Annotated in this window: 22 protein-coding genes; 4 read left to right on the forward strand and 18 right to left on the reverse strand. The window is 61.5% G+C overall.

The window, feature by feature from the left end; genetic code table 11:
• Positions 1-4: 4 nt before the first annotated feature.
• From KTF55_RS07560 to tmk, 8 genes are all read right to left on the reverse strand, one after another.
• Entirely contained in the window at positions 5-958 is a 954-nt protein-coding gene (locus KTF55_RS07560) for a DegV family protein (protein WP_055310423.1), read from the reverse strand.
• 79 nt (positions 959-1,037) lie between these two features.
• Complete coding sequence (gene hpf / locus KTF55_RS07565) at positions 1,038-1,622, reverse strand: ribosome hibernation-promoting factor, HPF/YfiA family (protein WP_035137685.1); 585 nt, start codon at positions 1,620-1,622, stop codon at positions 1,038-1,040.
• A 317-nt stretch (positions 1,623-1,939) separates the two neighbouring features.
• Positions 1,940-2,965 carry an ABC transporter substrate-binding protein gene (locus KTF55_RS07570; RefSeq protein WP_226790678.1) on the reverse strand — a complete coding sequence of 342 codons (1,026 nt, stop codon included), beginning with the start codon at positions 2,963-2,965 and terminating at the stop codon, positions 1,940-1,942.
• A gap of 732 nt (positions 2,966-3,697) precedes the next feature.
• Positions 3,698-4,807, reverse strand: a complete 1,110-nt coding sequence (locus tag KTF55_RS07575; protein ID WP_217108227.1) for a hypothetical protein — start codon at positions 4,805-4,807, stop codon at positions 3,698-3,700.
• 10 nt (positions 4,808-4,817) lie between these two features.
• Complete coding sequence (locus KTF55_RS07580) at positions 4,818-5,624, reverse strand: ComF family protein (protein WP_226790642.1); 807 nt, start codon at positions 5,622-5,624, stop codon at positions 4,818-4,820.
• Between the two features lie 102 nt (positions 5,625-5,726).
• Positions 5,727-7,418 carry a regulatory iron-sulfur-containing complex subunit RicT gene (locus KTF55_RS07585; RefSeq protein ID WP_217108228.1) on the reverse strand — a complete coding sequence of 564 codons (1,692 nt, stop codon included), beginning with the start codon at positions 7,416-7,418 and terminating at the stop codon, positions 5,727-5,729.
• Positions 7,409-8,536, reverse strand: a complete 1,128-nt coding sequence (locus tag KTF55_RS07590; RefSeq protein ID WP_217108229.1) for an ATP-binding protein — start codon at positions 8,534-8,536, stop codon at positions 7,409-7,411. The genes KTF55_RS07585 and KTF55_RS07590 overlap by 10 nt, the downstream gene beginning before the upstream one ends.
• Before the next feature lies 1 nt (position 8,537).
• Positions 8,538-9,221: a dTMP kinase gene (gene tmk, locus KTF55_RS07595; protein ID WP_217108230.1), complete on the reverse strand. Its 684-nt coding sequence runs from the start codon at positions 9,219-9,221 to the stop codon at positions 8,538-8,540.
• Positions 9,222-9,446: 225 nt separating this feature from the next.
• On the opposite strand from tmk, the gene KTF55_RS07600 reads away from it, so the two are divergent.
• Positions 9,447-10,430: a zinc-ribbon domain-containing protein gene (locus tag KTF55_RS07600; protein WP_117769916.1), complete on the forward strand. Its 984-nt coding sequence runs from the start codon at positions 9,447-9,449 to the stop codon at positions 10,428-10,430.
• 142 nt (positions 10,431-10,572) lie between these two features.
• Here KTF55_RS07600 and KTF55_RS07605 read toward each other — a convergent pair whose 3' ends face one another.
• From KTF55_RS07605 to KTF55_RS07635, 7 genes are all read right to left on the reverse strand, one after another.
• Positions 10,573-13,167, reverse strand: coding sequence for a DNA topoisomerase I (locus KTF55_RS07605; protein ID WP_217108231.1), 2,595 nt, complete (start codon positions 13,165-13,167; stop codon positions 10,573-10,575).
• Between the two features lie 54 nt (positions 13,168-13,221).
• On the reverse strand, positions 13,222-13,905 hold the full coding sequence (gene hypB, locus KTF55_RS07610; RefSeq protein WP_138374518.1) for a hydrogenase nickel incorporation protein HypB: 684 nt from the start codon (positions 13,903-13,905) through the stop codon (positions 13,222-13,224).
• 55 nt (positions 13,906-13,960) lie between these two features.
• Positions 13,961-14,317 carry a hydrogenase maturation nickel metallochaperone HypA gene (gene hypA / locus KTF55_RS07615; protein WP_217108232.1) on the reverse strand — a complete coding sequence of 119 codons (357 nt, stop codon included), beginning with the start codon at positions 14,315-14,317 and terminating at the stop codon, positions 13,961-13,963.
• A 6-nt stretch (positions 14,318-14,323) separates the two neighbouring features.
• Positions 14,324-15,115, reverse strand: coding sequence for a twin-arginine translocase subunit TatC (tatC, locus tag KTF55_RS07620; protein WP_217108233.1), 792 nt, complete (start codon positions 15,113-15,115; stop codon positions 14,324-14,326).
• Positions 15,115-15,735: a twin-arginine translocase TatA/TatE family subunit gene (locus KTF55_RS07625; protein ID WP_217108234.1), complete on the reverse strand. Its 621-nt coding sequence runs from the start codon at positions 15,733-15,735 to the stop codon at positions 15,115-15,117. The genes tatC and KTF55_RS07625 overlap by 1 nt, the downstream gene beginning before the upstream one ends.
• 153 nt (positions 15,736-15,888) lie before the next feature.
• Complete coding sequence (locus KTF55_RS07630) at positions 15,889-16,203, reverse strand: STAS domain-containing protein (RefSeq protein ID WP_035137695.1); 315 nt, start codon at positions 16,201-16,203, stop codon at positions 15,889-15,891.
• A 51-nt stretch (positions 16,204-16,254) separates the two neighbouring features.
• Complete coding sequence (locus KTF55_RS07635) at positions 16,255-17,559, reverse strand: aminotransferase class I/II-fold pyridoxal phosphate-dependent enzyme (RefSeq protein ID WP_217108235.1); 1,305 nt, start codon at positions 17,557-17,559, stop codon at positions 16,255-16,257.
• Positions 17,560-17,708: 149 nt separating this feature from the next.
• Here KTF55_RS07635 and KTF55_RS07640 point away from each other — a divergent pair, with 149 nt between their 5' ends.
• On the forward strand, positions 17,709-17,963 hold the full coding sequence (locus KTF55_RS07640; RefSeq protein ID WP_055285533.1) for a hypothetical protein: 255 nt from the start codon (positions 17,709-17,711) through the stop codon (positions 17,961-17,963).
• Positions 17,964-18,295: 332 nt separating this feature from the next.
• Here the strand turns inward: KTF55_RS07640 and nhaA are convergent, their stop codons facing one another.
• From nhaA to KTF55_RS07655, 3 genes are all read right to left on the reverse strand, one after another.
• On the reverse strand, positions 18,296-19,654 hold the full coding sequence (gene nhaA / locus KTF55_RS07645) for a Na+/H+ antiporter NhaA (RefSeq protein ID WP_217108236.1): 1,359 nt from the start codon (positions 19,652-19,654) through the stop codon (positions 18,296-18,298).
• Positions 19,655-19,921: 267 nt separating this feature from the next.
• On the reverse strand, positions 19,922-20,845 hold the full coding sequence (locus KTF55_RS07650; RefSeq protein WP_217108237.1) for a manganese-dependent inorganic pyrophosphatase: 924 nt from the start codon (positions 20,843-20,845) through the stop codon (positions 19,922-19,924).
• 166 nt (positions 20,846-21,011) lie between these two features.
• The gene (locus tag KTF55_RS07655) at positions 21,012-21,965 is read right to left on the reverse strand and encodes an ROK family protein (protein ID WP_226790644.1); all 954 of its coding nucleotides are present in this window, start codon (positions 21,963-21,965) and stop codon (positions 21,012-21,014) included.
• A gap of 282 nt (positions 21,966-22,247) precedes the next feature.
• Between KTF55_RS07655 and KTF55_RS07660 the strand changes: the two genes are divergently transcribed.
• Both KTF55_RS07660 and KTF55_RS07665 read left to right on the forward strand, forming a co-directional pair.
• Positions 22,248-22,967 carry a GntR family transcriptional regulator gene (locus KTF55_RS07660; protein WP_217108239.1) on the forward strand — a complete coding sequence of 240 codons (720 nt, stop codon included), beginning with the start codon at positions 22,248-22,250 and terminating at the stop codon, positions 22,965-22,967.
• Positions 22,968-23,035: 68 nt separating this feature from the next.
• Positions 23,036-23,974, forward strand: coding sequence for a type I phosphomannose isomerase catalytic subunit (locus KTF55_RS07665; RefSeq protein ID WP_117840134.1), 939 nt, complete (start codon positions 23,036-23,038; stop codon positions 23,972-23,974).
• The last annotated feature ends 215 nt before the right edge of the window (positions 23,975-24,189 follow it).

Below are 24,189 nucleotides of genomic sequence, written 5' to 3' on the forward strand. Positions count from 1 at the left end.
CTGTCTACTCACCGCGCACACGGCGCGCGATGCGGTCGGAAAGCGAGGCTTTCTCGGCACGGTTCTTGCCCCAAAACGCGCAGGCCACCATGCCGGGGCCCACGTGCGAGCCGATGGTGGGACCGACGGAACTACGGATGATGGTGACGTCGGCGCAGCCTTCCTCCTTGCGGATAGCGGCCTCGAGCCAATCACCGTCCTTCTCGGCATCGGCCGTCATGATGGCGATGGGCATGGTGCGATCGGGCACGTAGTTCTCGCGGAACGACTTGAGGATGGACTTGAGCGCCTTCTTGCGGCCGCGGTTGACGCCGATCAGCGACAGCGAGCCGGCAAGGTCGTAGGAGAGCTCGGGCTTGACATCGAGCTTTGCCGTGAGCTGTGCCGCCGCGGGCGGAATACGGCCGCCGGCGGCCAGTGCGTCAAAGCTCTCGAGCGTAAAGTAGCCGTGGACATAGGTCTTTGCCTCGTTTGCCCAATCGACCAGCTGTTTGGCGGTCAGTCCCGCCGAACGCTGGCGCACGGCCTCGAGCGCCAAGAGCGCGCCGGTCGCGCAGGGCAGAGCATTGTCGACCACGTAGAGCTCAAAATCGGGATACTCGGCGCGCACGGCGTCCGCCGCCTGGCACGCGGAGTTGTAGCTCGACGACAGCGCCGAGGTAAAGCACAGGTAGACCGTGGGCGTGCCCTCTTTGGCGCACTCGGTAAAGAACTCGATATAGCGACCGAGCGACACGGCGGAGGTAGACACGCGAGCGCCGGCGCGCATGCGGTCGTAGAACTCCTTAGGGCTCATGCTCGACCAGATATCGTCCGTGCGCTCCTCGCCATCGATAATGAAGGGGAAACCCAGGATATCGACATCGAGGTTCGCGGCGACCTCGGGGCTAAAGTCGCAGCAGGTATCGACGACGATGCGGCAGCGGTCAGAATGGCCGGTAGATGCAGCCTTGTCCATCAAAGCGACTCCTTACGTAAAAAGGCGGCCATCCGCATGGGATGGCCGCCAACCGTTAACTCATGCAAGTTAACGTATTTTACTCGTCAAGTGTTTCGATACGGGGCTTGATGATGCCATATCCACCATTCTTACGGTGATACACCACATTGATGAGGCCAGTCGTCGCGTTCTCGAACACGTAGAAGTCGTGGCCCAGCAGATCGGTCTGCACCAGCGCCTGCTCCTCAGTCATCGGGGTGACATCGATGACCTTCTCGCGGACGAGCAGGTCGTCCTCCTCCTCGGGCAGCAGCAGGTCGGCCAGATCCTCGACGCGCTCGACCGGCGCGACATCCGCTGCGCTGGCACCGCCCTGGCGGTTGTCCACGACCTTGGTCTTGAACTTGCGCAGCTGGCGGGTGACCTTATCGGCGGAGAGGTCGATGGCGGCGTACATATCCGCACCGTGCTCGGCAACGCGAATCACCGAACCGCGGGCACGAACCGTAACCTCGACGATTGCCGGGTTGGGGTTCGAGGGGTTCTTCTCATAGCGAAGTACAACGTCGACCGTCATGGGCTCGATATCGAAAACCTTGAGCGCCTCGCCGATCTTCTCATCCACATGCGCACGCAGAGCATCGGTTACCGTCGTCTTGCGTCCAGAAACCTTGATATCCATACGTGGCTCCAATCTGCCTCGGGGACTTACTGTACTGGCTATGTACCCATTGCCGTGCATTTAATCACGCGGATTCCTAAAGACCCGAATAACGATTGCTTGATACCGCATACCGAAGTCTCGCACTTTTCTGTGGCAAAGTGCGCTATAGGAGGGGGCCGGCGGCTTTGTATTTGGTCCTGAAAATTGGCTTTGACCTGCTAGTTTTATTGGGATGAAAAAGCCGGGCTCCCCCATCGGGGAAGCCCGGCAGTGCGTGTTGAAACCGTGAAGAGGTGTCCTTTCCAACGTATAGGAGACACCACCCCTAGCAATAACTAGCTATTGAGTTTGTTAATGTCGTCGTCGGTGATGGTGCCTTCCTGGCTGGACGATTTGTCCTCGGAGGATGCGGTCTCATTGTTGGAATCGGAGGACTCGCTGCCGGAGGACGTGGTCTCACTGAACTCAGAGTCACCCGGCTGCACGCTAGCGCCCGAAACCGTCTTAGTGGTGAGGTCGTAGGGCATCGTGCCATACCAGACAGAGTGGACCGCCTCGAGCGTACCGTCGACCGTGATGTCGTCGAGGGCATCGCTCACGGCACGGCACAGTTCGTCATTGGACGAGAGGCCCGCAACACCAAGCGTCGAGGGCGCCTCGAGCGCACCGACATAGGAGACCTCGCTCATCAGGCGTGCAAGGTAGCCGCCGGCCGTGGAGTCGCAGATCACATAGTCGACCTCGCCGGACTCGAGCGCCTCAAAGCACTCGTTGATGTTGGAGTAGGTCTTTTGGTTGGCGGTAATGTTCTGCTTAGCAAGCGCCTCCTGCGAGGCCGAGGACATCTGAACGCCCAGGGTGGACGTGTTAAGGGTATCGGTGGAAACGCTTAGCGACCCACCATCGCTAGTTTTACCGAACACGGAAGTGGCATCGTACAGGCAGGTGCCGAGCGAGCTAATGTCCCCGTCCGTGGAGTTAATCTCGCCGATAAAGATATCGGCCTTTTTGTCGCCGAGCGCGGAACCTGCCGAAGACGCATCGACAAAGGAGACCTTAAGGCCCATGCGGCTTGCGAGGGCGCGGGCGGCGTCGACCGCATATCCCGTGAGCTCGCCGTCGGCGCCCTGCATTGCCTGCGGCGCATCGGAAGTATCGAGGGCGACCGTCAGGGTTCCGGGAGTGACCAGGGCATCGTCCGACACCGCCGGCGTGACGGTCTCGTACTCGATCTGGTCGATCGTGGGAGTCGTGAACGTAGACAGCGGGTTGAACGCGCATCCGCTCAGGCCCAAAACGGCGATGACCGCTGCGGTCCCAGCACCTAACCGAGCCGCGTGCATCAAGCTGCCCCTCACCATGTCCACTACCCTGCCTTCTGTGTCGTATACGATCCGTGCGTTGCGCGGAATATCAGGTTGTTCCCACCAGCTGACCTGGTATTTGACCCCACACTTGCGCACCGGGGTGTTTGCTCGGGAGGCCGCAGCCACCTTCACGACTGGCCCGCTCGCCCGCGAGGCGGTATTGCCCCAAAGAAAGTAGAACGGACGGTGCGGCTTACATCTAGGACGCGCCATGATCGCGCCGCGCGCACGCGGTCGCTTACGTGGATCCCTTTGACCGCGTCTGTCTTGGACTAGGACAGGCATTTCGTCCGCCCGCAACCACAGCCTGGCAGGAACGTAGCGCATTATAGCTAAGTTCAAGCTAAAGTTTAAGGTTAGGGGCGTTATTCACATCGCGAGTACAGATTTCGCAGGTCAGGACGGGCCGCACGCGCTCTGATTAAGCCCGTCGCTCCCCCATGGAAAGCCCCAACACACCCGTCTTAGGGCGCCGTGGCCAAAAAATAGCAAATATGAGTACTGTTACCAATTTAGTAGCAGGAGTTTTTGGCTCTGCAAGCTGTTTTCACGCTCTATAACGTCAGATTGATGCCAGGATATTCCACATTTGTTTAATAATTTTCTAATTTACGCCATCTTCAAGTCCCAAAATCCCTGATTTTGCTGTTACTGAATTTGTAGCAGTACTCATATTTGCTATATTTTGGCCAAAGCATATATCCAACCCCCTGTTTCAGAGCATTGTTAGGCGGGTTTAAGCCCAAAACACGCCCGCAACGTGTTAAATAGCGTCTCTTGTTTCTTTCTGCGAGCGTCAACACGGTTGCGATATCGCTTACTCATGCGCTGGTGGATGCGCCATGCGAGCGCTTCCATCGCTTCCATGTCACAGAGCATTTCGTTGTTGACCGTCGCGATCTCGATTCCCATAGTGATCAAGCCCGTGTTGCGTTTTTCATCATGGATACGTCCCCTCCGGGAGGAATGGCCCAGCTCACCGTTGTATTCCAGGTCAAACCGGGCTGTTTCCTGATACGCATCGCAAACTGCGTGCGACATCCCAGAGATTGCCTGCGCGCGGTCATCGAACTCGATCTTGTAGTCGGTCTTAAAAGGACCGCAGGCAAATCCGCCATAGGAAAACGGAAGCGAAAACAGAGCGAGCATGATGCACTCCATGGGCGACAGCAGGTTTTCTGACAGGTAGGGACACAGGCGCAGCAGCTGTTTGGCCGTGCTTCCTTTGCACGCCGCAAGGTAATCTACCAGGCGATCGGGTGTCAGCACGGGCTCGACCTCAAAGTAACCGACATCTGGCGGCTGGTCTTTGTCCTTTGCCAATTTGTTCACGACAGGCGATGTGTAGGGAGGTAGATACTGCCCGCGGTCACTCAGCGAAATCTTAGAGCACAGCTCCTGGGCTAGGGCAAATGCCTGGATACAGCCGACCTCGCGGGCGACGGCAACACAAAGGGCCTCGGGAGATAGACTGTATACACCCGGCTCCACTTCTAGAATCGAGCCGGCAGGCAACCCGGAACACACGGACCAGCCCACGCCAAGCATGCGGCGGCGCTGCGCCGCAGATCCCACCAGCAAGCACAAATCCTCTTGCACCTCGCCGCTTGCGGCTCCAATACGCACCAAGTCGGGAAGATAGATGTCCTCGGTCGAGGGCGACGACGTGCGCAGCGCGCGGCGCTCTTCATCGGGATCGAGGTCCCTCCAGCTGATGTAACCCATTTGTCGGCGCTCGGCGCGCATCATGCGTAGCGCCGAGGCACCCGTCAGAATTACGGAAGCCGCTAGCTGTTCGCTTGTCGGCTCGTTGCGCCGCTCAATCTTCACTGCCACAAAACCACCCCTACCAAACGCGTGCGATAGCGAGGCCATCAACGGCCGCGGCACCGGCGCGCTTGAGTTCCGCCGAAGCCGCGGCCATCGTCGCGCCCGTGGTGATAACGTCATCGATAAGCAGCAGGCGGCGGCCGTGCACGTCCTCAACCGTCTCGTACATGCCTTGGGCACGCTCGCGGCGCTCCTCACGACCGAGTTCGCGCTGGTCGCCATGCCCGTACTTGACGAGAGCATCGAGCAGGGGAACACCCGACAGCTCGCAAAATGGGCGCGCAATAGCCTCCATATGATCAAAACCACGCCGCCGAAACGCTGCCGCCGTCGCAGGCACAAACACCACCGCATCCGCGCCGGACAGCACACCTCCGTAGCGATCGGGCGCTACGACCTGGGCATGCAGGGCGGTGTCGTAGAGCAGCTCCGCCAGATACGGAGCTAGACGTCGCTCGCCCGCATCCTTGTACGCTTTAATGATGCGCGGCAGCGGATGCGCATAGACGGCGCACGCCAGACAGCGATCGAGTGCCTCCGCCATTGCCGAGGACGTGCCCTCGACCGAACACTCAGTGCACAGCAAATCCCCAAACGGGGCGCCGCATCGGGTACAGCTATGACGTGGGTCGATGAGCGTGAGCGCGGCCAGGCAGTCTTGGCAAATAAGCGCACCGGCGCGTTCGCAGCCGGCACATCGCGTGGGCGACAACGCCTCAAGCGCCTCGTACGTCGCGTGCTCGGCAAACGGTAGCAATTCGTCCGCAAACGGTAGGGCACCGGCTCCCTGCAGACGGCTCAATATGTTCAGATGGCTCTTCAAGACACAACCCTCCCTACGTTCGGTCGCGGGGAGGGTTGTTGATTCGGCGCTATGATACCCCGATGCGCTCGGGGCAAGGCGGGCTAAATCCGCTCGCGGGCGTTATTCGCCGGCGGGCGGTTGCGGTGCGGACGAAGACGGAGTCGAGCCCTCGCCGCCATCCTGGCGCGGCTTGCGGGAACGGCGACGGCGACGGCGCTTTTGACCCTGGTCGGCCGAGCCCTCGCCACCGCGCGGCTCGCGCTCGTCGCGAGCGGCGCCACGCGAAGCCTTGGCAGCCGCTCCCCCGCCATCCCCGGGACGACGGCGCGTGACCTTGACCTCGCCATCCGAGACCTGATCGGCCACGGAGGGCACTGAGGGCTTCTGCTGCGCGCCCGAGGAATGGCGACGGCGCGGACGCGGCGTGCGCTCCTCCTCGCCACGTGACTTGCCGCCCTTGTCGGCAGGCGCATCGGAGGCCGAGGCGCCCTTGGAAGCGGCACCAGCCTCGCGAGCAGCTGCGGCGCGGAAGGCGTCCTCGCGCTCCTCGCTCGACAGATGACGGCGGCGGCGACGTGTGGGGTTCATGCCACCGCCGCGATTCTGCTGCTGGGGTTGCTGAACCTCGCGCTCGCGAGAGGCGTTCTTGCCCGCGGCTGCAGCCTCGGTAGCATCGCCCGAGCCCGCGCGCTTGCGGCGGCGACGGCCATCGGCCGCCCCCTCGGCCTCGGGTGCCTCGGCCTTGCCGCGACCCTTTCCACGGCCACGGCCCTCGCCCTGACCCTGACCGGCGCGAGCATCGGATTCGGCATCGCGACGACGACGCTTGGGCATCGACGTGCCGGCCAGACGGTCGGCACTCGACAGGCCATCGCCCACGTCGACGCCGTTCTCGCGATCGAGCTCCATGAGCGCCAGGCGCATCTCGGGCGACTCGATGCGCTCGAGCACGTCGCGCGTCACGCAGTCGGGGCGGCAGTTGCAGCCCTGCTCGGCGGCCTTCTTTTTGCAGCCCTCCGAGCACGTCATATCGGCCAGGTTGACCTTAAAGACTTTGCCGTTCTCCAGGCGCAGCACCAGCTGCTCACGCGGCGTGTCATACTCCTGGATACGCGCCTTGCCAAGCGGCGTATCGATGAGTGTCTTCTTTTTGGGCGCTCGGCTCTTAAAGTCCTTGTAGGCCTCGAACTCGTAGCGCAGGCAGCACATCAGGCGACCGCACACGCCACTGATCTTGGACGAGTTGAGCGGCAGGTCCTGCTCTTTTGCCATGCGAATCGAGACGGGCTCAAACTGTCCGCCAAAGCGCGTGCAGCAGAGCTCCTGTCCGCACTGGGCGTAGCCACCCACCAGGCGGGTCTCGTCGCGCACGCCGATCTGGCGCATGTCGACGCGAATGTGCAGCGTCGAGGACAGGTCCTTGACGAGCTGGCGAAAATCGACGCGCTCCTCGGCCGCAAAGTAGAACACGGCCTTCTCGCCGCCAAACAGGTACTCGACGCCGACCGGCTTCATCTCGAGGTCGAGCTCCTTGACCAGGCGGCGGAAGTCGACCATGGCCTCGTCGCCCTGGATGGCCAGGTCGTCGGCAAGCTGCAGGTCGATGTCGCTCGCCACGCGCAGCACGGGCTTGAGCGGCTGACCGATCTCATCTTGCGGCACCTCGAAGGGATCGGCCGTGACCAGGCCGATCTCGGTTCCGCGCTCGGTGGAGCAAATGGCATAATCGGCCTCGAGGATATCCAGATCCTGCGGATCGAACCACAGGTCGCGCGAGGCGTAGGTAAACTTAACGGGTACGACTAACGGCATTTCAGTGCCTTCCTGATATCGAACAGCATGACCTCGATGGCCAGCTGGGGAGTAACGTTTCTGGCGATGTTGCGCTCGGCGGTCGCGACTGCCTCGAGCGCCCGGGTGGCACCCGCAACATTGGTCGCGGCGGCAAGCCGACCGATCGTGTCGCGCACGTCTTCGTTTACCACGTCGGCCGCCTCGTCCTGAAGCGTCAGCAGCACGTCGCGCATGAGCGTCCGCGCGCTCGCCAGCGCTTCCATGATACCCGAACGCTCGCGCGCGTTGAGTTCGCGCTTGTTGCGGTCCTCAAGCTGCTTCAATGCTCCACGCGACAGGTAGTCGGCGTTTTGCTCGAGCACCTTTTCCTGCGTGGACTTGACCTCGGCGAGCGGCGCCTTAACGGCGACGATGAGTGACTTGGCGCGACTGAGCACGTCGGCCTCGTCGGCGGCGATAAGCGAATCGATGGCGCGGACCATCTGACGGCGGGCGTCCTGGCGCTCGGCGCTCTTGAGGAACTCGATGCCACGCGTGGGGCTTCCCGCTACGGCGACGGCCATGCGGCAACGCGCAGGGTCCTGACCGGTGGCGCGACTCACGGCCTGCGCGGCGACGGCGGGCGATACCAGCCGAAACGGCACGCACTGGCAGCGGCTCACGATGGTGGGCAACATCACGTCTGCCGAGGTGCCCAGCAGGATGAACATAACGTCCTCGGGCGGCTCCTCGAGTGTTTTGAGCAGTGCGTTGGCGGTGTTGGCGCGCAGCTGCTCGGCACGGTCGATGATGTAGACCTTGGCCTTGGCACGGATGGGCGCCAGCGGCACGTCGTCGAGCAGCTCGCGGGTCTGGGCGATGAGGTAGCCCGTGGCGCTCTCGGGCGTGTAATAGTGCACATCGGGGTGTGTATGGCGGGCGACGCGCACGCAGCTATCGCATGAGCCGCAGCCGTCCTGCTCGCACAGGAAGGCTTGGGCGAGCGCCCACGCGGCGTCGAGCTTGCCCGCTCCGGGCGCGCCCAAAAACAGGTAGGCGTGCGATGCGCGACCGCTGGCGACGGCATTGGTCAAAAAGTCGCGCACGCGCTCTTGGGTGTCGAGCTTGGCCAGCAGGCTTGCCTGAGCGGGGGCCATGTTACTCGGCCTCCTTGGCAAGCGCGGCGGCGACGACATCTTGCGGAATGTCGAGGCCGTAGACGCGAACCTGCTCGACCGTCTGCGCGAAGACGTCCTCGATGGACGCGGTCGCGTCGATGAGCTTTACGCGGTTTGGTTCCTCGGCGGCAATGGCGCAAAATCCCTGGTAGACGCGCTCTTGGAAGGCCATGCCCTTGGCCTCCATGCGGTCGGCCGCACCACGGGCGGCCATGCGCAGCGCCGCCTGCTCGGGCGTGATGCGATAGACGAGTGTGAGAGCCGGGTGCGTACCCGCGACGGCCAGGTTGTTGGCGTCGCGCACCATCTGGCGATCGAGGCCGTCGGCAAACGCCTGGTAGCAGGTCGTGGAATCGTAGAAGCGGTCGCACAGGACCACCTTGCCGGCCGCGAGGGCGGGAGCTATGACCTCGTGCACCAGCTGGGCGCGTGCGGCCTCGTAGAGCAGCAGCTCGCAGGTATCTCCCATGGCCGTGTTGGCGGGATCGAGCAGCAGGGCGCGGATCTTTTCGCTGATGGCGGTGCCGCCCGGCTCGCGCAGGCTCACAACCTGGTAGCCAGCGAGTTCGAGCGCGCGGGCAAGCAAGCGCGCCTGCGTGGACTTGCCGGCGCCATCAACGCCCTCGAGCGTGATAAAGCTATGTTGAGCGGGCTCAAAAGCCATGGGCGCAGCCCCTTCCTACAAGGCGCGTAAATGCGAGTTATAGCAACCAAGCCATGATACCCCAGTGCTCGGCGCGTCCCAAATCCCACCTAGCCAATGGCTACTCAGGCGGCAGTTAGGGACGTTCCTAAACTGCCGGCCGAAAAGGAACGTCCCAACTGCCGGCTTTTTGGGGTGCTGGGTATAATCGTCGTATTGCATTGAAATGTGGCGAAAGGAGTGGCAATGTCTCGGTATTGCGCCTCGTGCGGCAAGCTTCTTGCAGATAATGCCAAGTTCTGCACCTCGTGCGGTGCATCCGTTGAACAAACAACCGCGAGCGATAGCCAGCCCGCTTTTGAGCAGACCGGTTCCCTCGATACGCCGCAAGCCAAGGCGGACGACCCCCTCGCCTATCGCCCCGACCTCGCCGCAGGCCCCGCGGCCGTCGAGACCACGCAGCGCATACCCGTCGCGAGCGGCTCGCCCCAACAGCAGCCGGCTCCCGCATACGCGCCCGCTTCGCCACAGACCCCCGCTCCCAAAAAGAGCGGCACCGGGCCGCTTATCGCCGTTATCGTTGTGCTGGTGGCGATCATCATCGCCCTGGTCGTTTTCTTTGTGATCAAGCCTTTCGACAACGCCGCCACGCAGACGACTGCCGAGGTAGCTAAGCTGCACCATGACGTCGACGACGATGACCTAAAGCCTCTCGGCGATCCCAACAGCCTGTACGACGATGATGACGATGACGACGAGGATGGCGGCGAAGCAACGCTCTCCGAGCAGAACCTCTACCGCCGACTGAGCGAATACTACGACTTGCTCGAAGACCTCGACAACTACGTCCGTGGCTGCGCGCAGAACTTCAACGGCAGCTATCTGGAAGAAGATCGCACCACCCGTCAAAATCTCGCCGACGTCGCCGAGCGCACAGAGGACACCATCGAGCAGTATTACGACATCGTCGAGGACCTGGACGTCCCGACGAGCTCCAAGAACTACAGTTCCTGGAAGGACATCATCGCCCTGTACGACGACCTGGATCACCGCATTGACGCAATCTGTGATGCCTGGGAGATCAGCCTGAAATACGCCAAGCCTGCGGACCACAAGAATGAGATCGTGGCGCCGCTGTCGCGCGACAACGTGGCGGGCACCAATGACAATAAGTATCGCCTAGACTTTGAGGAGCGCTATCCCGGCGCCAAACCCGTCGAAGTGAACTAGCGCTTTGTCGTTCCCGAGCCGGCAGTTAGGGACGTTCCTAAACTGCCGGCAGAAAAGGAACGTCCCTAACTGCCGGTCAAAAAAAACGAGCGAGGATCGTGGGGTCCTCGCTCGTTTTTTAGGCAATGTTTCGACCGCGCCGTTACTTGTCGGAGGCTACTTTCTTGGCAGTCGACTTCTTCGCGGTCGTCTTCTTGGCGGCAGTGGCTTTCTTAGCCGTCGTCTTCTTGGCCGCCGTCGTCTTCTTGGCCGTGCTCGCCTTAGTCGTGGTCTTGCGGCCGCGGGCGGGCTTCTTCTCCTTGGTCGGGCAGTCCATGTTGACGCAGATACGCCACGGGCCGCGCGCCGTGTTGACCACCACGATGGGGGCGCCGCACTCGGGGCAGGTCTCACCCGTCGCCTCGAGCTTACCGCGCGCCGGCAGAGGATAGCTTACGCCGCAGTCATCGTAGTTGGTGCAGCGGATAAAGCGCTTGCCGCTCTTCTCACTCTTGTGCGCGATCAGGTCGCCATGACGTCCGGCCTCGGCGCACACCTTGCACTCGCCCACCTTAAGGTCGGGCTCGTAGTTGGTGGGGCACGTGGGGTTCACGCAGATCTCGAAAGCCTTCTGACGGAACGGCTGGCATTTAATGCGCGGCGCGCCGCACTCGGGGCACACGGCCGCCTCGCCCTCGAGCGGACTCACCTTGACGCCGCTCGGCACCGGATAGGTCACATCGCAGTCGGGCCAGCCCATGCAGCCAATGAAGCTGCCACGGGTCTTGGCGCTCGTCTTCATAACCAGGTCCTTGCCGCACTTGGGGCAAGCTCCCACGCGCGCATCGGCCGTGACGGCGTCGCTGATGGCGTCGCCCAGCTCCTGCGTGTGCTTGAGCAGCTCGTCGAGCACGCCAGCCAGCAGCGCGCGCGAGTGCATCACGACATGCTCTTCGGTATCCTCGCCGCGCTCCACACGGGTCATGTCGCCGTCGAGCTCGCTGGTCATATCGGGGCTCGTGATGCGCGGGGCAAACTGCGACAGCGCATCGATGATGGCGATACCCAGCTGGCTCGGCTCAACGGGATCATTTTTGAGATAGCGCACGGCGTACAGGCGCTCGATGATGCTCGCGCGCGTGGACTTGGTGCCCAGGCCGCGCTTCTCCATCTCCTGCACGAGCTTGCCCTGGCTGTAGCGCGCGGGCGGCTCGGTCTGCTTGGCCTCGAGCTTAATGTCGAATACGTCGACCGTATCGCCCTGCTCAAGCGGCGGCATCTGCTCGTCGCGTTTAAGGCCATACGGGTAGGCCTCGCGGAAACCCGGGGTCACGAGCACATCGCCCGAAGCCACGAACGGCTCACCGTTCACATCGAGCTCGAGCTTGGTGTTCTCGATGGTCGCGGGACCCATGAGCGTCGCCAGGAAGCGGCGGGCGATGAGGTCGTAGAGCTTGCGCTGGCCGCCGTCGAGCGTGGACGGATCGCCCTCGCCCGTGGGATAGATAGGCGGGTGGTCGGTGGTCTCGACTTTGCCGCGCGTAGGCTTCATGGGGCCGGCAAGCACCTTTTTGCATACGGGCGCCAGCGCCGGGTTGATCTTTGCCAGGTCGCTCACCACGGCGCCCAGATCGAGCGTCGCGGGGTACACGGTATTGTCGACACGCGGGTAGCTGATGAGACCGGCCATGTAGAGGGACTCAGCGATGCGCATGGTACGCGCAGGCGAGATGCCCTCGGCTGCGGCAGCAGCCTGCAGCGAGGTGGTCGCAAACGGCGTGGGCGGCTGCTGCTTACGCGAACGCTTGGTCACCGCGGCGACGGTTGCCGTCTTGGCACCGTCAACGTGACCGTACGCCGTCTCAGCAGCATCCTTGTCGGTAAAACGCGCCGTCTTGTGTGCAATCTTAAAGCGGTCGTCCTCGGCGGCGCCCTGCGCGGCACCCATGCCGCGAATCTGCCAATAGTCCTCGGGCACAAACGCCATGCGCTCGCGCTCGCGCTCGACCACCAGGGCGAGCGTCGGCGTCTGCACGCGGCCGGCAGAGCGCACGTTACCAAAGCCGCCGAACTTGGCGAGCGTCAGATAGCGCGTGAGCACCGCGCCCCAAATGAGGTCGATGTGCTGGCGGCTCTCGCCGGCGTCGGCCAGGTTCTGGTCGAGTGAGACGAGATTATCGAAGGCGTGCGTGATCTCGGCCTTGGTAAACGAAGAGTACTGGGCGCGGGCAACCGGCAAGTCGGGCGCAACCTCGCGCACCTTGTTGAGGGCGTCCGAACCGATCAGCTCGCCCTCGCGGTCGAAGTCCGTGGCGATGATGACGCTATCGGACTTTTTAGCGAGGTTCTTGAGCGAACGAATGAGCTCCTTCTCGGCCGGCAGCTTAATGACGGGCGCCCAGGTGAGATAAGGCAGGCTCTCGAGCTTCCAGCCCTTAATGGAGATGCCATCGGCAAGGAACGGCTTACGCTTGGTGTCGTAGGGCGGACGCGCCAGGCCATCGGGCATATCGGCCGGCAGCATCTCACCGTCCTCGGTCACCGAATACCAACCCAGCTTTTTATCGAACAGCACGCTGTCGCAAAAATCGGGCGCAAGGATGTGACCGGCAAGACCGATCGTCACGCACTCCTCGCCCTTCCACTCAAAACGGTAGATGGCGGTGTTGTACACCTTGTCCTTTTTAGGCTTACCCGTGGACAGCCGCTCGGCGATCTGACGCGCGGCGTCGTTTTTCTCGGCGATGATGAGCTTCAAAAGAGGCTCCTATCTCATGTCTCTGCGGCTACGCCCGCCCGTATGGCGGCCGACTTACGCCCTTGCTTGCTCAATCTGCCCGATGAGCCAATCGCACCAGGCATCCATGCCCTCACCCTTGCGCGCGCTCACGGCAAACCGCGGCGCCTGCGGATTGAGGTCATCGAGTGTCTTAGTATACCTATCCATGTCAAAATCGAAAGCCGGAGCCACGTCGACCTTGTTGAGCAACTGCGCGCCGGCATGTTGGAAGATGCCCGGGTACTTGATGGGCTTGTCGTCGCCCTCGGGCACCGAGAGGATCATGATGGACAGGTTCTCGCCCAGGTCAAAGTCGACTGGGCAGACCAGGTTACCCACGTTTTCGATAAAGATGACGTCGATGTTTTCCAGACCCACAGCCTGGTCGAAGGCGTCAACGGCCTCCATGATCATGTTGCCCTCGAGGTGGCACAGGCCGCCCGTGTTGATCTGGATGGCGGGCATGCCGGCTTCCTTCATGGTGATGGCATCGACATCCGAGGCGATATCGCCCTCGATGACGGCGCAGCGCAGGCCGGCCTTGTCGCGCAGGCGCTCGTTGGTGCCCAGAATCGTGGTGGTCTTGCCCGAGCCGGGGCTCGACAGCACATTGATCACATAGGTGTTTGTCTCTTTAAATCGCTGACGCAGCTGATCTGCCAGGCGCTCATTGCGCGACAGGATCGGCGACGCGATATCAATCGTTTTCTCAGCCATACTTGGCACTCCTTACTTTGGCCCCTTTATACCCCGTCCCCAGGTGGCTGGCGGGCTAATCGTCGGGGGTTTCGATTTCGATACTGGCGATGTCGAGCTCGCGGCCGTGCAGCAGGCGCACATTGGCGCCGCCGCACTGGGGGCAACGGCAATGGAAGCGGTCATGATCGAAGACCTCACCGCAGTCCAGGCACTCGCTTTGTGGATGGACTTCCTCCACGGCAAGCTCGCAGCCTTGCGTGAGCGGATCCTCGTCGCGAAACGTCTCCCATGCAAAGTCGAGCGCCTCGCGCACCACCTCGGTCATATCCCCGATACGCAGCGTTACCAAAACGGCGCGCGAGGCCCCCGCCCCACGCGCCGCGCGAATCACTGTATCGAGTATGCCGTTGACAATGCCAACCTCGTGCATACCGATTTACTCCTCGTCATCCTCATCGTCCGAGAACAGGTCCAGACGACTCACAAACAAGCCCTCCTTACCCTCGCGCGCGGTAATGACCACACGGGCGATGGCAAGCGAAATCTCGTAGAGCGAAAGCAGGGCGCCGTACATGAGGCCCAGCGTAACGGGCGAGCCGTCGGGCGTAATCACAGCCGAGCCCACAAGCAGGCCAACGTATACGTAACGCCAGGCGCCGCGGAAGGCCGCGTAGGACACGATATGGAAGACGGACAGATAGAAGATGATGAGCGGCAGCTCAAACGCCACACCAAAGCCGATCATAAAGAGCAGCTCCATGTTGACGTAGTTCTCCAGATCGGGCAGCGCCGTGGCGACGGCCGAGGTCTCGCCGATGAGCCACTCAAAGCCTGCCGGGATAATGATGAAGTAGCAGAAAATGGCGCCCAGGAAGAACAGCACCGTCGAGGCGAGCACCGTGGGCACGACCCACTTGCGCTCGTTGGGGCGAAGCGCCGGCAGGAAAAATGCCAGAATCTGCCAGATAATCATGGGCGTGCACATGACCACGGCCATCTTGATGGCCAGCGAGAAGCGCAGGCCAAAGCCGCCGAGCGTGGTGGTGATGTAGAACTTACCTTCCGGCACAAAGGAGCGGATGGGGTCTTCCAGGATGTCGAGCACCACGGGCGTGGCGAAATACAGCACGATGGCGGCGGCAAACACCGATACGACCACGATGGTCAGACGGCGACGGAGCTCTCCCAGGTGATCGAAGAGCGGCATTCGCGCAGGTCCGATAGGCATTACTCATCGCCTCCCTTCGAGGCGTCGGCGGCAGCGGCGTCGTCCTCGGCCTCGAGCTCGCGAGCGAGCTGGTCGACGACGGCCTTGCGCTTGCGGGGACGACGGGCGTAGAGATCGGCCGTCGTGGGCTCTGCCGGCTCGGGCTCCGGCTCTGCAGCAGGCTCAGGCTCGGGCTCCGGCTCTGCAGCAGATTCGGGCTCGACGGTGGCAGCGGCGGCAGCGGCAGGCTCGGCCTCGGCGGGCTCGGCGCCCTCGGCCTCATCGGCAGCATTCTCGCCCTCAGCAGCACCCTCGCTCGCGGCCTTCTCGGCAGCAAGACGGGCGCGGCGCTCGGCAAAGGTCTCCTTCTTGGCGGGCGCTGCCGTCTCGACGGCATCCTCGTCCGCATCGGAATCATCATCGACGGCAGCCTTCTTGGGCTTGACCGGAGCCGACGCGGCCTCGCTCACCGGATCGATAATCTCGGACTGAACAACGGCCGTCATCTTTTCCTGCGTCTCGCGGAACTGACGGATGGCACGGCCGATCGTGCGGCCCATCTGCGGGAGCTTATCCGGGCCAAACAGCAAAAAGCCGAAGACCACGATGATCGCGAGCTCACCCTCTCCAATACCAAACACACATACCTCCAAGGCTCGATGTGAGTCGAGCCCGCACCGCGCCATTCGGCCGGAACTCGTCTATTCATTCGGTCAAGTATAGCGCCCGGACGCCAAAACGTCCGAGCGCATCACAAACATATGCCAAACGGCACGCCCTTTTGGGGGCAAAGATTATGCAGCGGTGATCGAAATCTCCTGGTCGACACCCAACAGCTGAACCACGCGCATCACCGGGGGCTGCACATTGGTGCAGCTAAAGCGCTTGCCGTGGTCGACCGCGTGGTGCGCGGCGCCCACGAGCACGCCAATGCCCGTCGAATCGATGTAGCTCACCTGGGCAAAATCGAGCTCAACGGCCTCAGTGGGCTGCTCGAGCGCCAGGTCGATGGCATTGCGCAGGCTATCGGCGTTCGAGATATCGATCTCGCCGGTTACCTTAATGGTGTAGAGCTCTGGCGTGGGGTTGGTAGAAATACCCAAATCCATGTATACGCTCCTTTACGTATCGAAAGTGCGGATAGTACGGGAAGCCGCGCGTTAGGCGCGCTCGGCACGCGCAAGCTCGGCAGCGACGAGCTTCACAGCCAGCACCAGCACATCGAGCGCGGCCTCCAGGTCCTCGACCGTGGGATAGCTCGGCGCGATGCGGATGTTAGTGTCGCGCGGGTCCTTGCCATAGGGCCAGGTAGCACCGGCCGGCGTGAGCTTGACGCCCAGGTCGGCGCAAAGCGCGGCGACCTTCTGGGCCGAGCCCTCGGGACCATCGAAGCTTACAAAGTAGCCGCCGCGGGGGTGCGTCCAAGTGGCGCAGCCCGTGTCGCCCAAGCCCTCGGTGAGCTTGCGCTCGACGGCCTCAAAGCGCGGACGCAGGAACTCGGCATGCTTTTTCATGTGCTCCTTGACCGCCTCGATGGTAGGAAGGAAGCGCACGTGACGCAGCTGGTTGAGCTTGTCGGCGCTGATGAGGCCGGCCTTCAGGCGCTTAGAGAACTCGGCGATGACCGCGGGGCTCGCACCGATAAAGCCGATGCCGGCGCCCGGGAAGGTGATCTTGGACGTCGAGGCAAAGGCCACCACGCGGTCCTCAGTGCCCGCCGCGCGAGCGAGGTCAAAGATGTTTGTGAGCTCGTCGGTCTCGTCGTACAGGTCGTGCACGCAGTAGGCGTTGTCCCAGAAGATACGGAAATCGGGCGCGGCTGTGGGCATCTCGACCAGGCGGCGCACGGTATCCTCGCTAAAGGTGATGCCCGTGGGGTTGGAATACTTGGGCACGCACCAGATACCCTTGATGGAATCGTCGGCGGCAACGAGGCGCTCGATCTCGTCCATGTCGGGGCCGTTGTCGGTCATCGCGACGGGGACGTTCTCGATGCCCAAGTCGGCGGTGATGCCAAAGTGGCGATCGTAGCCGGGAACGGGGCACAGGAACTTGACCTTCTTGCCGTCGTGCGCGGCCTCGTAAGCCTCCCAAGGCTCGCTGCCGCACGAGCCGCAACGCCAGAACATGCCGGCGATGTCGTGCTCAATCAGCAGGCTCGACGAACCCAGTACGAGCGTCTGCTCGGCGGGACAGCCCAGGAACTCCCCTGCCAACTTGCGTGCCGAGGGAATACCCTCAAAGCAGCCGTAGTTGGAGCAGTCGACGTTGCCGTCGTGCAAATCGGCGTCGGCATTGAGGATATCGAGCATGGGGCGCGAGATGTCCACCTGGGAGGGCGACGGCTTGCCGCGGGCCATATCGAGCGCCAGGCCTTTGGCCTTGACCTCGGCAACCTCGGCCTTGAGTGCCTCGATGGCGGCATCGAGTTCGGTGGTTTCCATCTTCTGGTAGATCGTCTGCATGGGGTGCGACCTTTCGCGAAGCGGTACGTTGCAGTTCGTCTAAGTATAGACCGCCACCGCCGCAACGTTATGAAGCCGTGATAGATTAAGTCCATCGCAATAAATACGAATCGCCGCGCATGCCGGCGTGGGGCGCCCAAGGAGGCACTATGGAGTACGGATCGTTCCAGGCCGAGGAATTCGGCGACCTGCAGCGCCTGGTCGACGGACTGTTTTACGATCGCCACGCCATCGACCGCCTGGATCTGATCGTACAGGCCGAGATCTTGGACCTGGCGCCCGATCTCATGGAGATCGTCAACCTGCTACCGCCCGGCTATTACGACCGCCAGTCACTTTGCGACCAGCTCAACTCCGCCTTGGCCGCCCACGGCTGGGGCGCCATCTACGGCACCGTGGAATAAACCTAGTCATTGGGGCCTGTGGTCAAAAAATAGCAAATATGAGTACTGTTACTTTTTTAGTAACAGCGATTTTGAATTAAAAAGGCCAGTCTTGGCCTTTTGTGTCCGGTTTTGGAAGGATGCATCGGCATTTTTCGTCCAGCCACGCAATCGTTAATGCACAGACAGAATAGATTTGTACATTATTTTTCGCGCCTAAAATGAAACGCCGTTTGTGACAGTACTCACAAACGGCGTTTTTTGGCCACTGGGGTGTCCGGCAGGTGGCAAGTACCACTCAAAACCGCGTTTTACACGCGCTCGAGCAGGCTCTGGCGTCTGTTTCTACGCGCCTACTCGTTCTTGGGCGCGGGGTGCTTGCAGATCACACTCATGTAGATCATGCCAAGTACGGCCGCGGTGACAGAGCCGGCGAGAATAGCGGCCTTGGCAGCCAGAACCTCAAACTGGGCCGTCGGGAAGGCGAGGCCGCTGATGAGAATCGACATGGTAAAGCCGATACCGCCCAGAATGCCCACGCCGGCAATCATATGCCAGTTGACATTGTGCGGCAGCTCGCAGGCCTTGAGCTTGACCAAGGCGAACGTCATGCCAAAGATACCGATCGGCTTACCCAGCAGCATGCCAAAGTACACGCCGAGCGTCACCGGGTCGGTGAGCAGCGTGCTCATGTCCACGCCCACTAGGCGAACCTGTGCGTTGACGAACGCAAAGATCGGCAGGATCACAAAGTTGACCGGTGTGGAGATCAGACGCTCCATGCGGATGAGCGGCGGGGTCACGCGGTGCATGACGCGCTCGACCTTGGTGGTCGAGACGGTAAAGTCATGCTGGCCCAGGATGTGCGCCTCGTCGTCGTAGCGGTCATCGAGCAGCGGCAGGCACTCGCCCAACCAATCGGTGAGGCTATCGAGCTTGACGCCGCACTTGGCCGGAATGGTAAAGGCCAAGATGACGCCAGCAAGCGTGGCATGTACGCCGCTCTTGAACATGCAGAACCACAACAGCAGACCCAGTACCGAATACGGGGCAAGGCGGTAATGCTGCGTCTTGTTGAGCCACACGAGCGCGCAGGTCACAAGCGCGGCGGCGCCCAACCAAAACGGATTGGGGCTCTGGCCGTAGAAGATGGCGATGGCGGCGATGGAGATGAGGTCGTCGGCGATGGCGAGCGTCGAGAAGAACACGCGCACGCCGTTGGGCACGCGATTGCCCAAAAGCGACAGTACGCCCAGCGCAAAGGCAATATCGGTTGCCATGGGGATGGCCCAACCGTTGTGGGCGCCGGCATGGTTAAAGATCAGGTAGATGCAGGCGGGAACGACGACGCCGCCCACGGCCGCCAGCATGGGAAGCATGGCCTGACGCGGATTCTTGAGCTCGCCGACCGTCATCTCGTACTTAAGCTCAATGCCCACCAACAAAAAGAAAATCGCCATGAGGAAGTCGTTGACGAAAAGCTCAACGGTGAGACCGGCCGTAAGGTTGCCCAGACCCACATACAGCGGGGTCTCCAAAAAGTGATGGATGACCTCGTAGGCATCGGTATTGGCGCAAATGACGGCGGCGATGGCGGCGAAGACCATGACGGCGGCGGAAATCGTGCCGTTCTCGGCGATGCGCTCCCAAATGTCGTGACGCTCAAAGCGCTTGCGCTCACGAACGTTGAACAGCTGCTCAGTTGCTGCCATGGACGGCTCCTTTCACGGGAAAGCTCCCGTCTTAAAAAAGCACGGCCCGCCTAAGTGGCGGCGCCGCGCTCTAACGTATTACGCTTGCATCTAGCCTACCCTGCACGACAAGCACGCAGGCGTGGCCGAAAAGCGGAACCACAGGTTGAACATTATTTGCTCAACGGCACGGGCACGCCTGTCCAAGAGACGACGCGGCGCCGTGCACAAAAAACGACCGGAGCGCGGGGCGTCCGCGATCCGGTCGTGGCATTTGGTCAACTAAACCTAGCAGGCGGCCATAATGGGGGCAGCGACCTGCTTCTTACGGGAGAGGACGCCCGGCATCCAGACGCCGTCGTGCTCGTCGGCAATGCCCAGGCCCTTCTGAGCAGCCTCGGTCTCGCCCTCGAGCAGGACCTGCGAGCCCTCCTCCATGATGTCGGTGATGCACAGGACAATGCCGTCAGCACCCTTCTCGGCGGCGTAGGCGCGCATGGCCTCGCGAATCTCGTCGATCATGCCGAGCGCGCGACTCTTGTCGACGGTCTCGTACTGGCCAATGAGCAGCTTCTTGCCGGCGGGCTCGAACATCTTGATGTCATTGCCGACCATCTCGGCAGCGGTGAAGGAGCCGGACGGACGGGTGAGGAAGACCTCCATGCCAAACTTGACCGGGTCGACGCCCACCTGCTCGCCGAGCTTGGCGGCGACGGCGCGGTCGACATCGGTGGTGGTGGGGCTCTTGAGCATGAGCGTGTCGGTCATCATGGCCGAGAGCAGCAGCTTGGCCTGGACGTCGGAAAGCTCAACGCCGAGCACGCCGGCGAGCTTGGTGACGATGGTGCAGCTGGAGCCCCAGGGCAGGCAGATGTAGTGCAGCGGGCCGGCGGTCTCGAAGTCGCCGATGCGGTGATGGTCGACGACGCCAAAGACCGTGGCGTCCTTAAGGCCGGCGACGGACTGGGCGGACTCGTTGTGGTCGGTGAGGACAACGAGCTGACCGGCCTCGACGGAATCAATCATGCGGGGCTCGGCAATGCCGGCGTCGGCGAGCAGCTTGGCGGACTCTGCCGGAAGCTGGCCCAGAGCGCAGGCCTCGTAGGTGTTGCCGGCATACTCAACCTGGTTGAGCAGCTGGGACAGGACGACGGCGCTCATGATGGCGTCGTTATCGGGGTTCTGGTGACCAAAGACAAGAACGTTTGCCATGGATATCCTCCACTTGATATGTGTACTTGGACGTAGCTATGGTAGCACGCCGATGCCGAGCCTTCGCAGACAGAAGGGCCACGGCATATTTTGTGGCAGGCATGGGGGCCAAGGCTGTCCCTTTTGCACCATGTTGGTGCAAAGTAACCTGACCCCCTTGCACCAGCTATTTGCCGGCAGCGCGCAGGGCTACGTAGGCGGCACCGATGATGCCGGCGTCGTTGCCGAGCGAAGCGACCTTAATGGGCGTCTCGCGCGAGGCGGAAAGCGCGTAGCGCTGGAAGTGCTCGCGAACCTTGTCGAGGTAGACATCGGCCGAGGCAGACGCACCGCCGCCGATCAGGAACATCTCGGGGTCGACCACGTTGGCAATAAGCGCCAGGGCACGACCGAGATAATCGGCCATGGTATCGGCCGCGGCCAGCGCGAGCTTGTCTCCCTCGCGGCAGGCCTGGAACACGTCCTTGGAATCGGAGGGGCCGGTGAGCTCGATGGGCTCGACGCCCGCCTTCTTGCACTCGGCAAGGTAGTTGCTCACCACGCCGGTGGCGCTGGAATACTGCTCCAGGTGGCCATGGCCGCCGCAGCCGCAGGTGCGCTCCTCAGCCGGGTTCAGGCACATGTGGCCAATCTCGCCGCCGGCGCCCACAACGCCCGATACCACGTCGCCGTTGACGATAACGCCGCCGCCCACGCCGGTACCAATGGTGACCATCACCACGTTCTGTACGCCCTTGGCAGAGCCGAGCCAGGCCTCGCCCATAGCAGCAGCGTTGGCGTCGTTCTCGTACTTAACGACCGCGTCGGGGCAGTGCTCCTGGATGGCGATCTTGAGCTCGGGCAGGTTGATGGCGATGTTCGCCTTGACCTTGGCATCGCCCGATACCGGGATGGGGCACGGAACGGCCAGGCCAATGCCCGACACAAAGGCACGCGGAATCTGGGCCTTGGCGACCACCTGGTCGATAGCCTCGGTCACCGCGGCAAAGCCCGCAGCGTCAACGATGGGAGGCGTGGGCACGCTGGCCTTGGCAAGCAGGTTTCCGTCCTCATCGAACAGACCCTCCTTGACCGAGGTGCCGCCGACGTCGATGCCGATGTAATACTGCTTAGGTTCCATGGGAGCCCACCTTTCTCGTTTAAACATTGCCTGTATGGTACCGCTCCCAAGGCAAAAACCTACCAAAAAGGGACAGGTTTGTTTTGGCAGGTTTTATCTGGGAAAACGCGAATGACCGCTTAACGCGACATTACTCAGATGTTTATCTATTTAGAGCGCTCTAATTTATATGCAAAGCGACTTTTAATTATATCTTTCTCGAACTTTTTAAATATACAATAGGGATGCTTAGGTGTTAACTATACTTTCTTTTATACTCAACCAAGTTGGAAAGGAGGTTCCATGATTCCCAAATACGAAGCGATAGCTGCAGATATTCGTCGCACTATCGAGGGTGGCGCTCTTAAACCGGGCGACAAGCTTCCTACCGTGGTTGAGTTCTGCAAGCTCTATAACGTTTCCAAAATCACCGTCAAACGAGCTCTTGAACAAATCACCGAAGAAGGTCTTATTACCAGCCGGCGTGGATCGGGTACCTACGTTAAGGACACGGCGGGGCTTCCCGGCCAGGCGTTTTTCCAGGGCAAAAACGACCGTACCCAGGGTTTTTCGTATGAGCATCGCGGGGAGAAGGTGACCTCGGTGGTCTACGATTTCTCGATCGTTAATCCACCAGCGGACATCGCAGCCCAGCTGGGAATTGCCGAGGATGACTTTGCCTATCACGTCGTGCGCGTGCGTCAGGCCGATGAGAAGCCCATCGTTATCGAGTACACCTACATGCCCCTCGAGCTGATTCCAGGCCTTAAAAAGAAGGACCTGTACGGATCGGTCTACCGCTTCATCCGCGAGCAATGTGGGCTGAAGATTTCGAGCTTCCACCGTACCATTCGCGCCGTGGCAGCAACCGAGGAAGAAGCCGAGCGTCTGGACACCAAACTTGGCTCTCCCCTGCTCGAGCTCACCCAGATTGGCTTTTTGGACAGCGGCGCCGCCTTTGAGTATTCGATCTCGCGCAACGTTGGCGATCGCTTTGAGTTGCACAACGTAACGTTGGCATAAGTTTTTGTAGTCACGCGGGCGCTCGTTTTGAGCTGTTTTGTGCAACGCCCGCGCAACATAATGGGGGTATGAATATGTCCGATTTGATTAAACTGACGCCGATCTTCCACGAGAAGATCTGGGGTGGCCGCCAGCTCGAAACCGTATTTGGTTACGACATTCCCGAAGGTCCCATCGGTGAGTGCTGGGCCATCTCGGCCCATCCCAACGGTGACTGCCAGATTGCGGAGGGACCGTACGCCGGCCACACGCTGTCGTGGCTGTGGGCCGAGCACCGCGAGCTCTTTGGCAACTGCGAGGGCAAGGAGTTCCCGCTGCTCATCAAGATTCTGGACGCCAAGGACGACCTTTCGATCCAGATTCATCCCAACGACGAGTACGCCGCCGAGCACGAGAACGGCAGCCTGGGTAAAACCGAGTGCTGGTACGTGCTGGATTGCGAGCCCGGCGCCACGATCATCGTCGGCCAGCGTGCTAAAGACCGCACTGAGGCCGCACAGATGATCAAGGACGGCCGCTGGGACGACATGCTCAACGTACTACCGATCCACAAGGGCGACTTTTTCCAGATTGATTCCGGTACCGTTCACGCCATCAAGGCCGGCACGCTCATTTTGGAAACGCAGCAGTCGAGCGACGTGACGTATCGTCTGTACGACTATGATCGCCCGGGCACCGACGGCAAACTGCGCCCGCTGCACATTAAGCAGAGCCTCGACTGCATCGACTTTGACGTCCAGGCCCCGGTCGATGGTACCGTGACCGCGCCCGAGGTGGACGGCGTGACCGAGCTCGAGTCTAACCCCTGCTACACCGTCGATCGCGTGCGTGTCGACGGCAGCAAGATCCTCGACCAGCGCTGGCCCTTCATGTGCCTGTCGGTCATCGACGGCGAAGGCACCGTCTGCGGCGACCCCGTCCACAAGGGAAGCCACCTGCTGGCCCCGAACACCGTCAGCTCCATCGACCTCGAAGGCAAGATGGAACTGATCATCAGCCACCTCTAGGTCGCAGCAACAACCAAAACGCAACAAGGGGCTCCCCCGTCCACCAACGGAGGAGCCCCTTATCCATATATATCAGCCCACCCGGCTCTCCAGATCAAAAAAGCGGACGAGCAGAGCGACGTTCGCAAGCAACGTTATCTAAGGACCTGGGCGGGCGTATGGGGCAACATCGATCGCGAGTTCCGCACGAGCCGGAGAGCACTTAATGTGCTCTC

It is taken from the genome of Collinsella sp. MSK.8.10, assembly GCF_019041915.1.
Classification (GTDB): Bacteria; Actinomycetota; Coriobacteriia; order Coriobacteriales; family Coriobacteriaceae; genus Collinsella.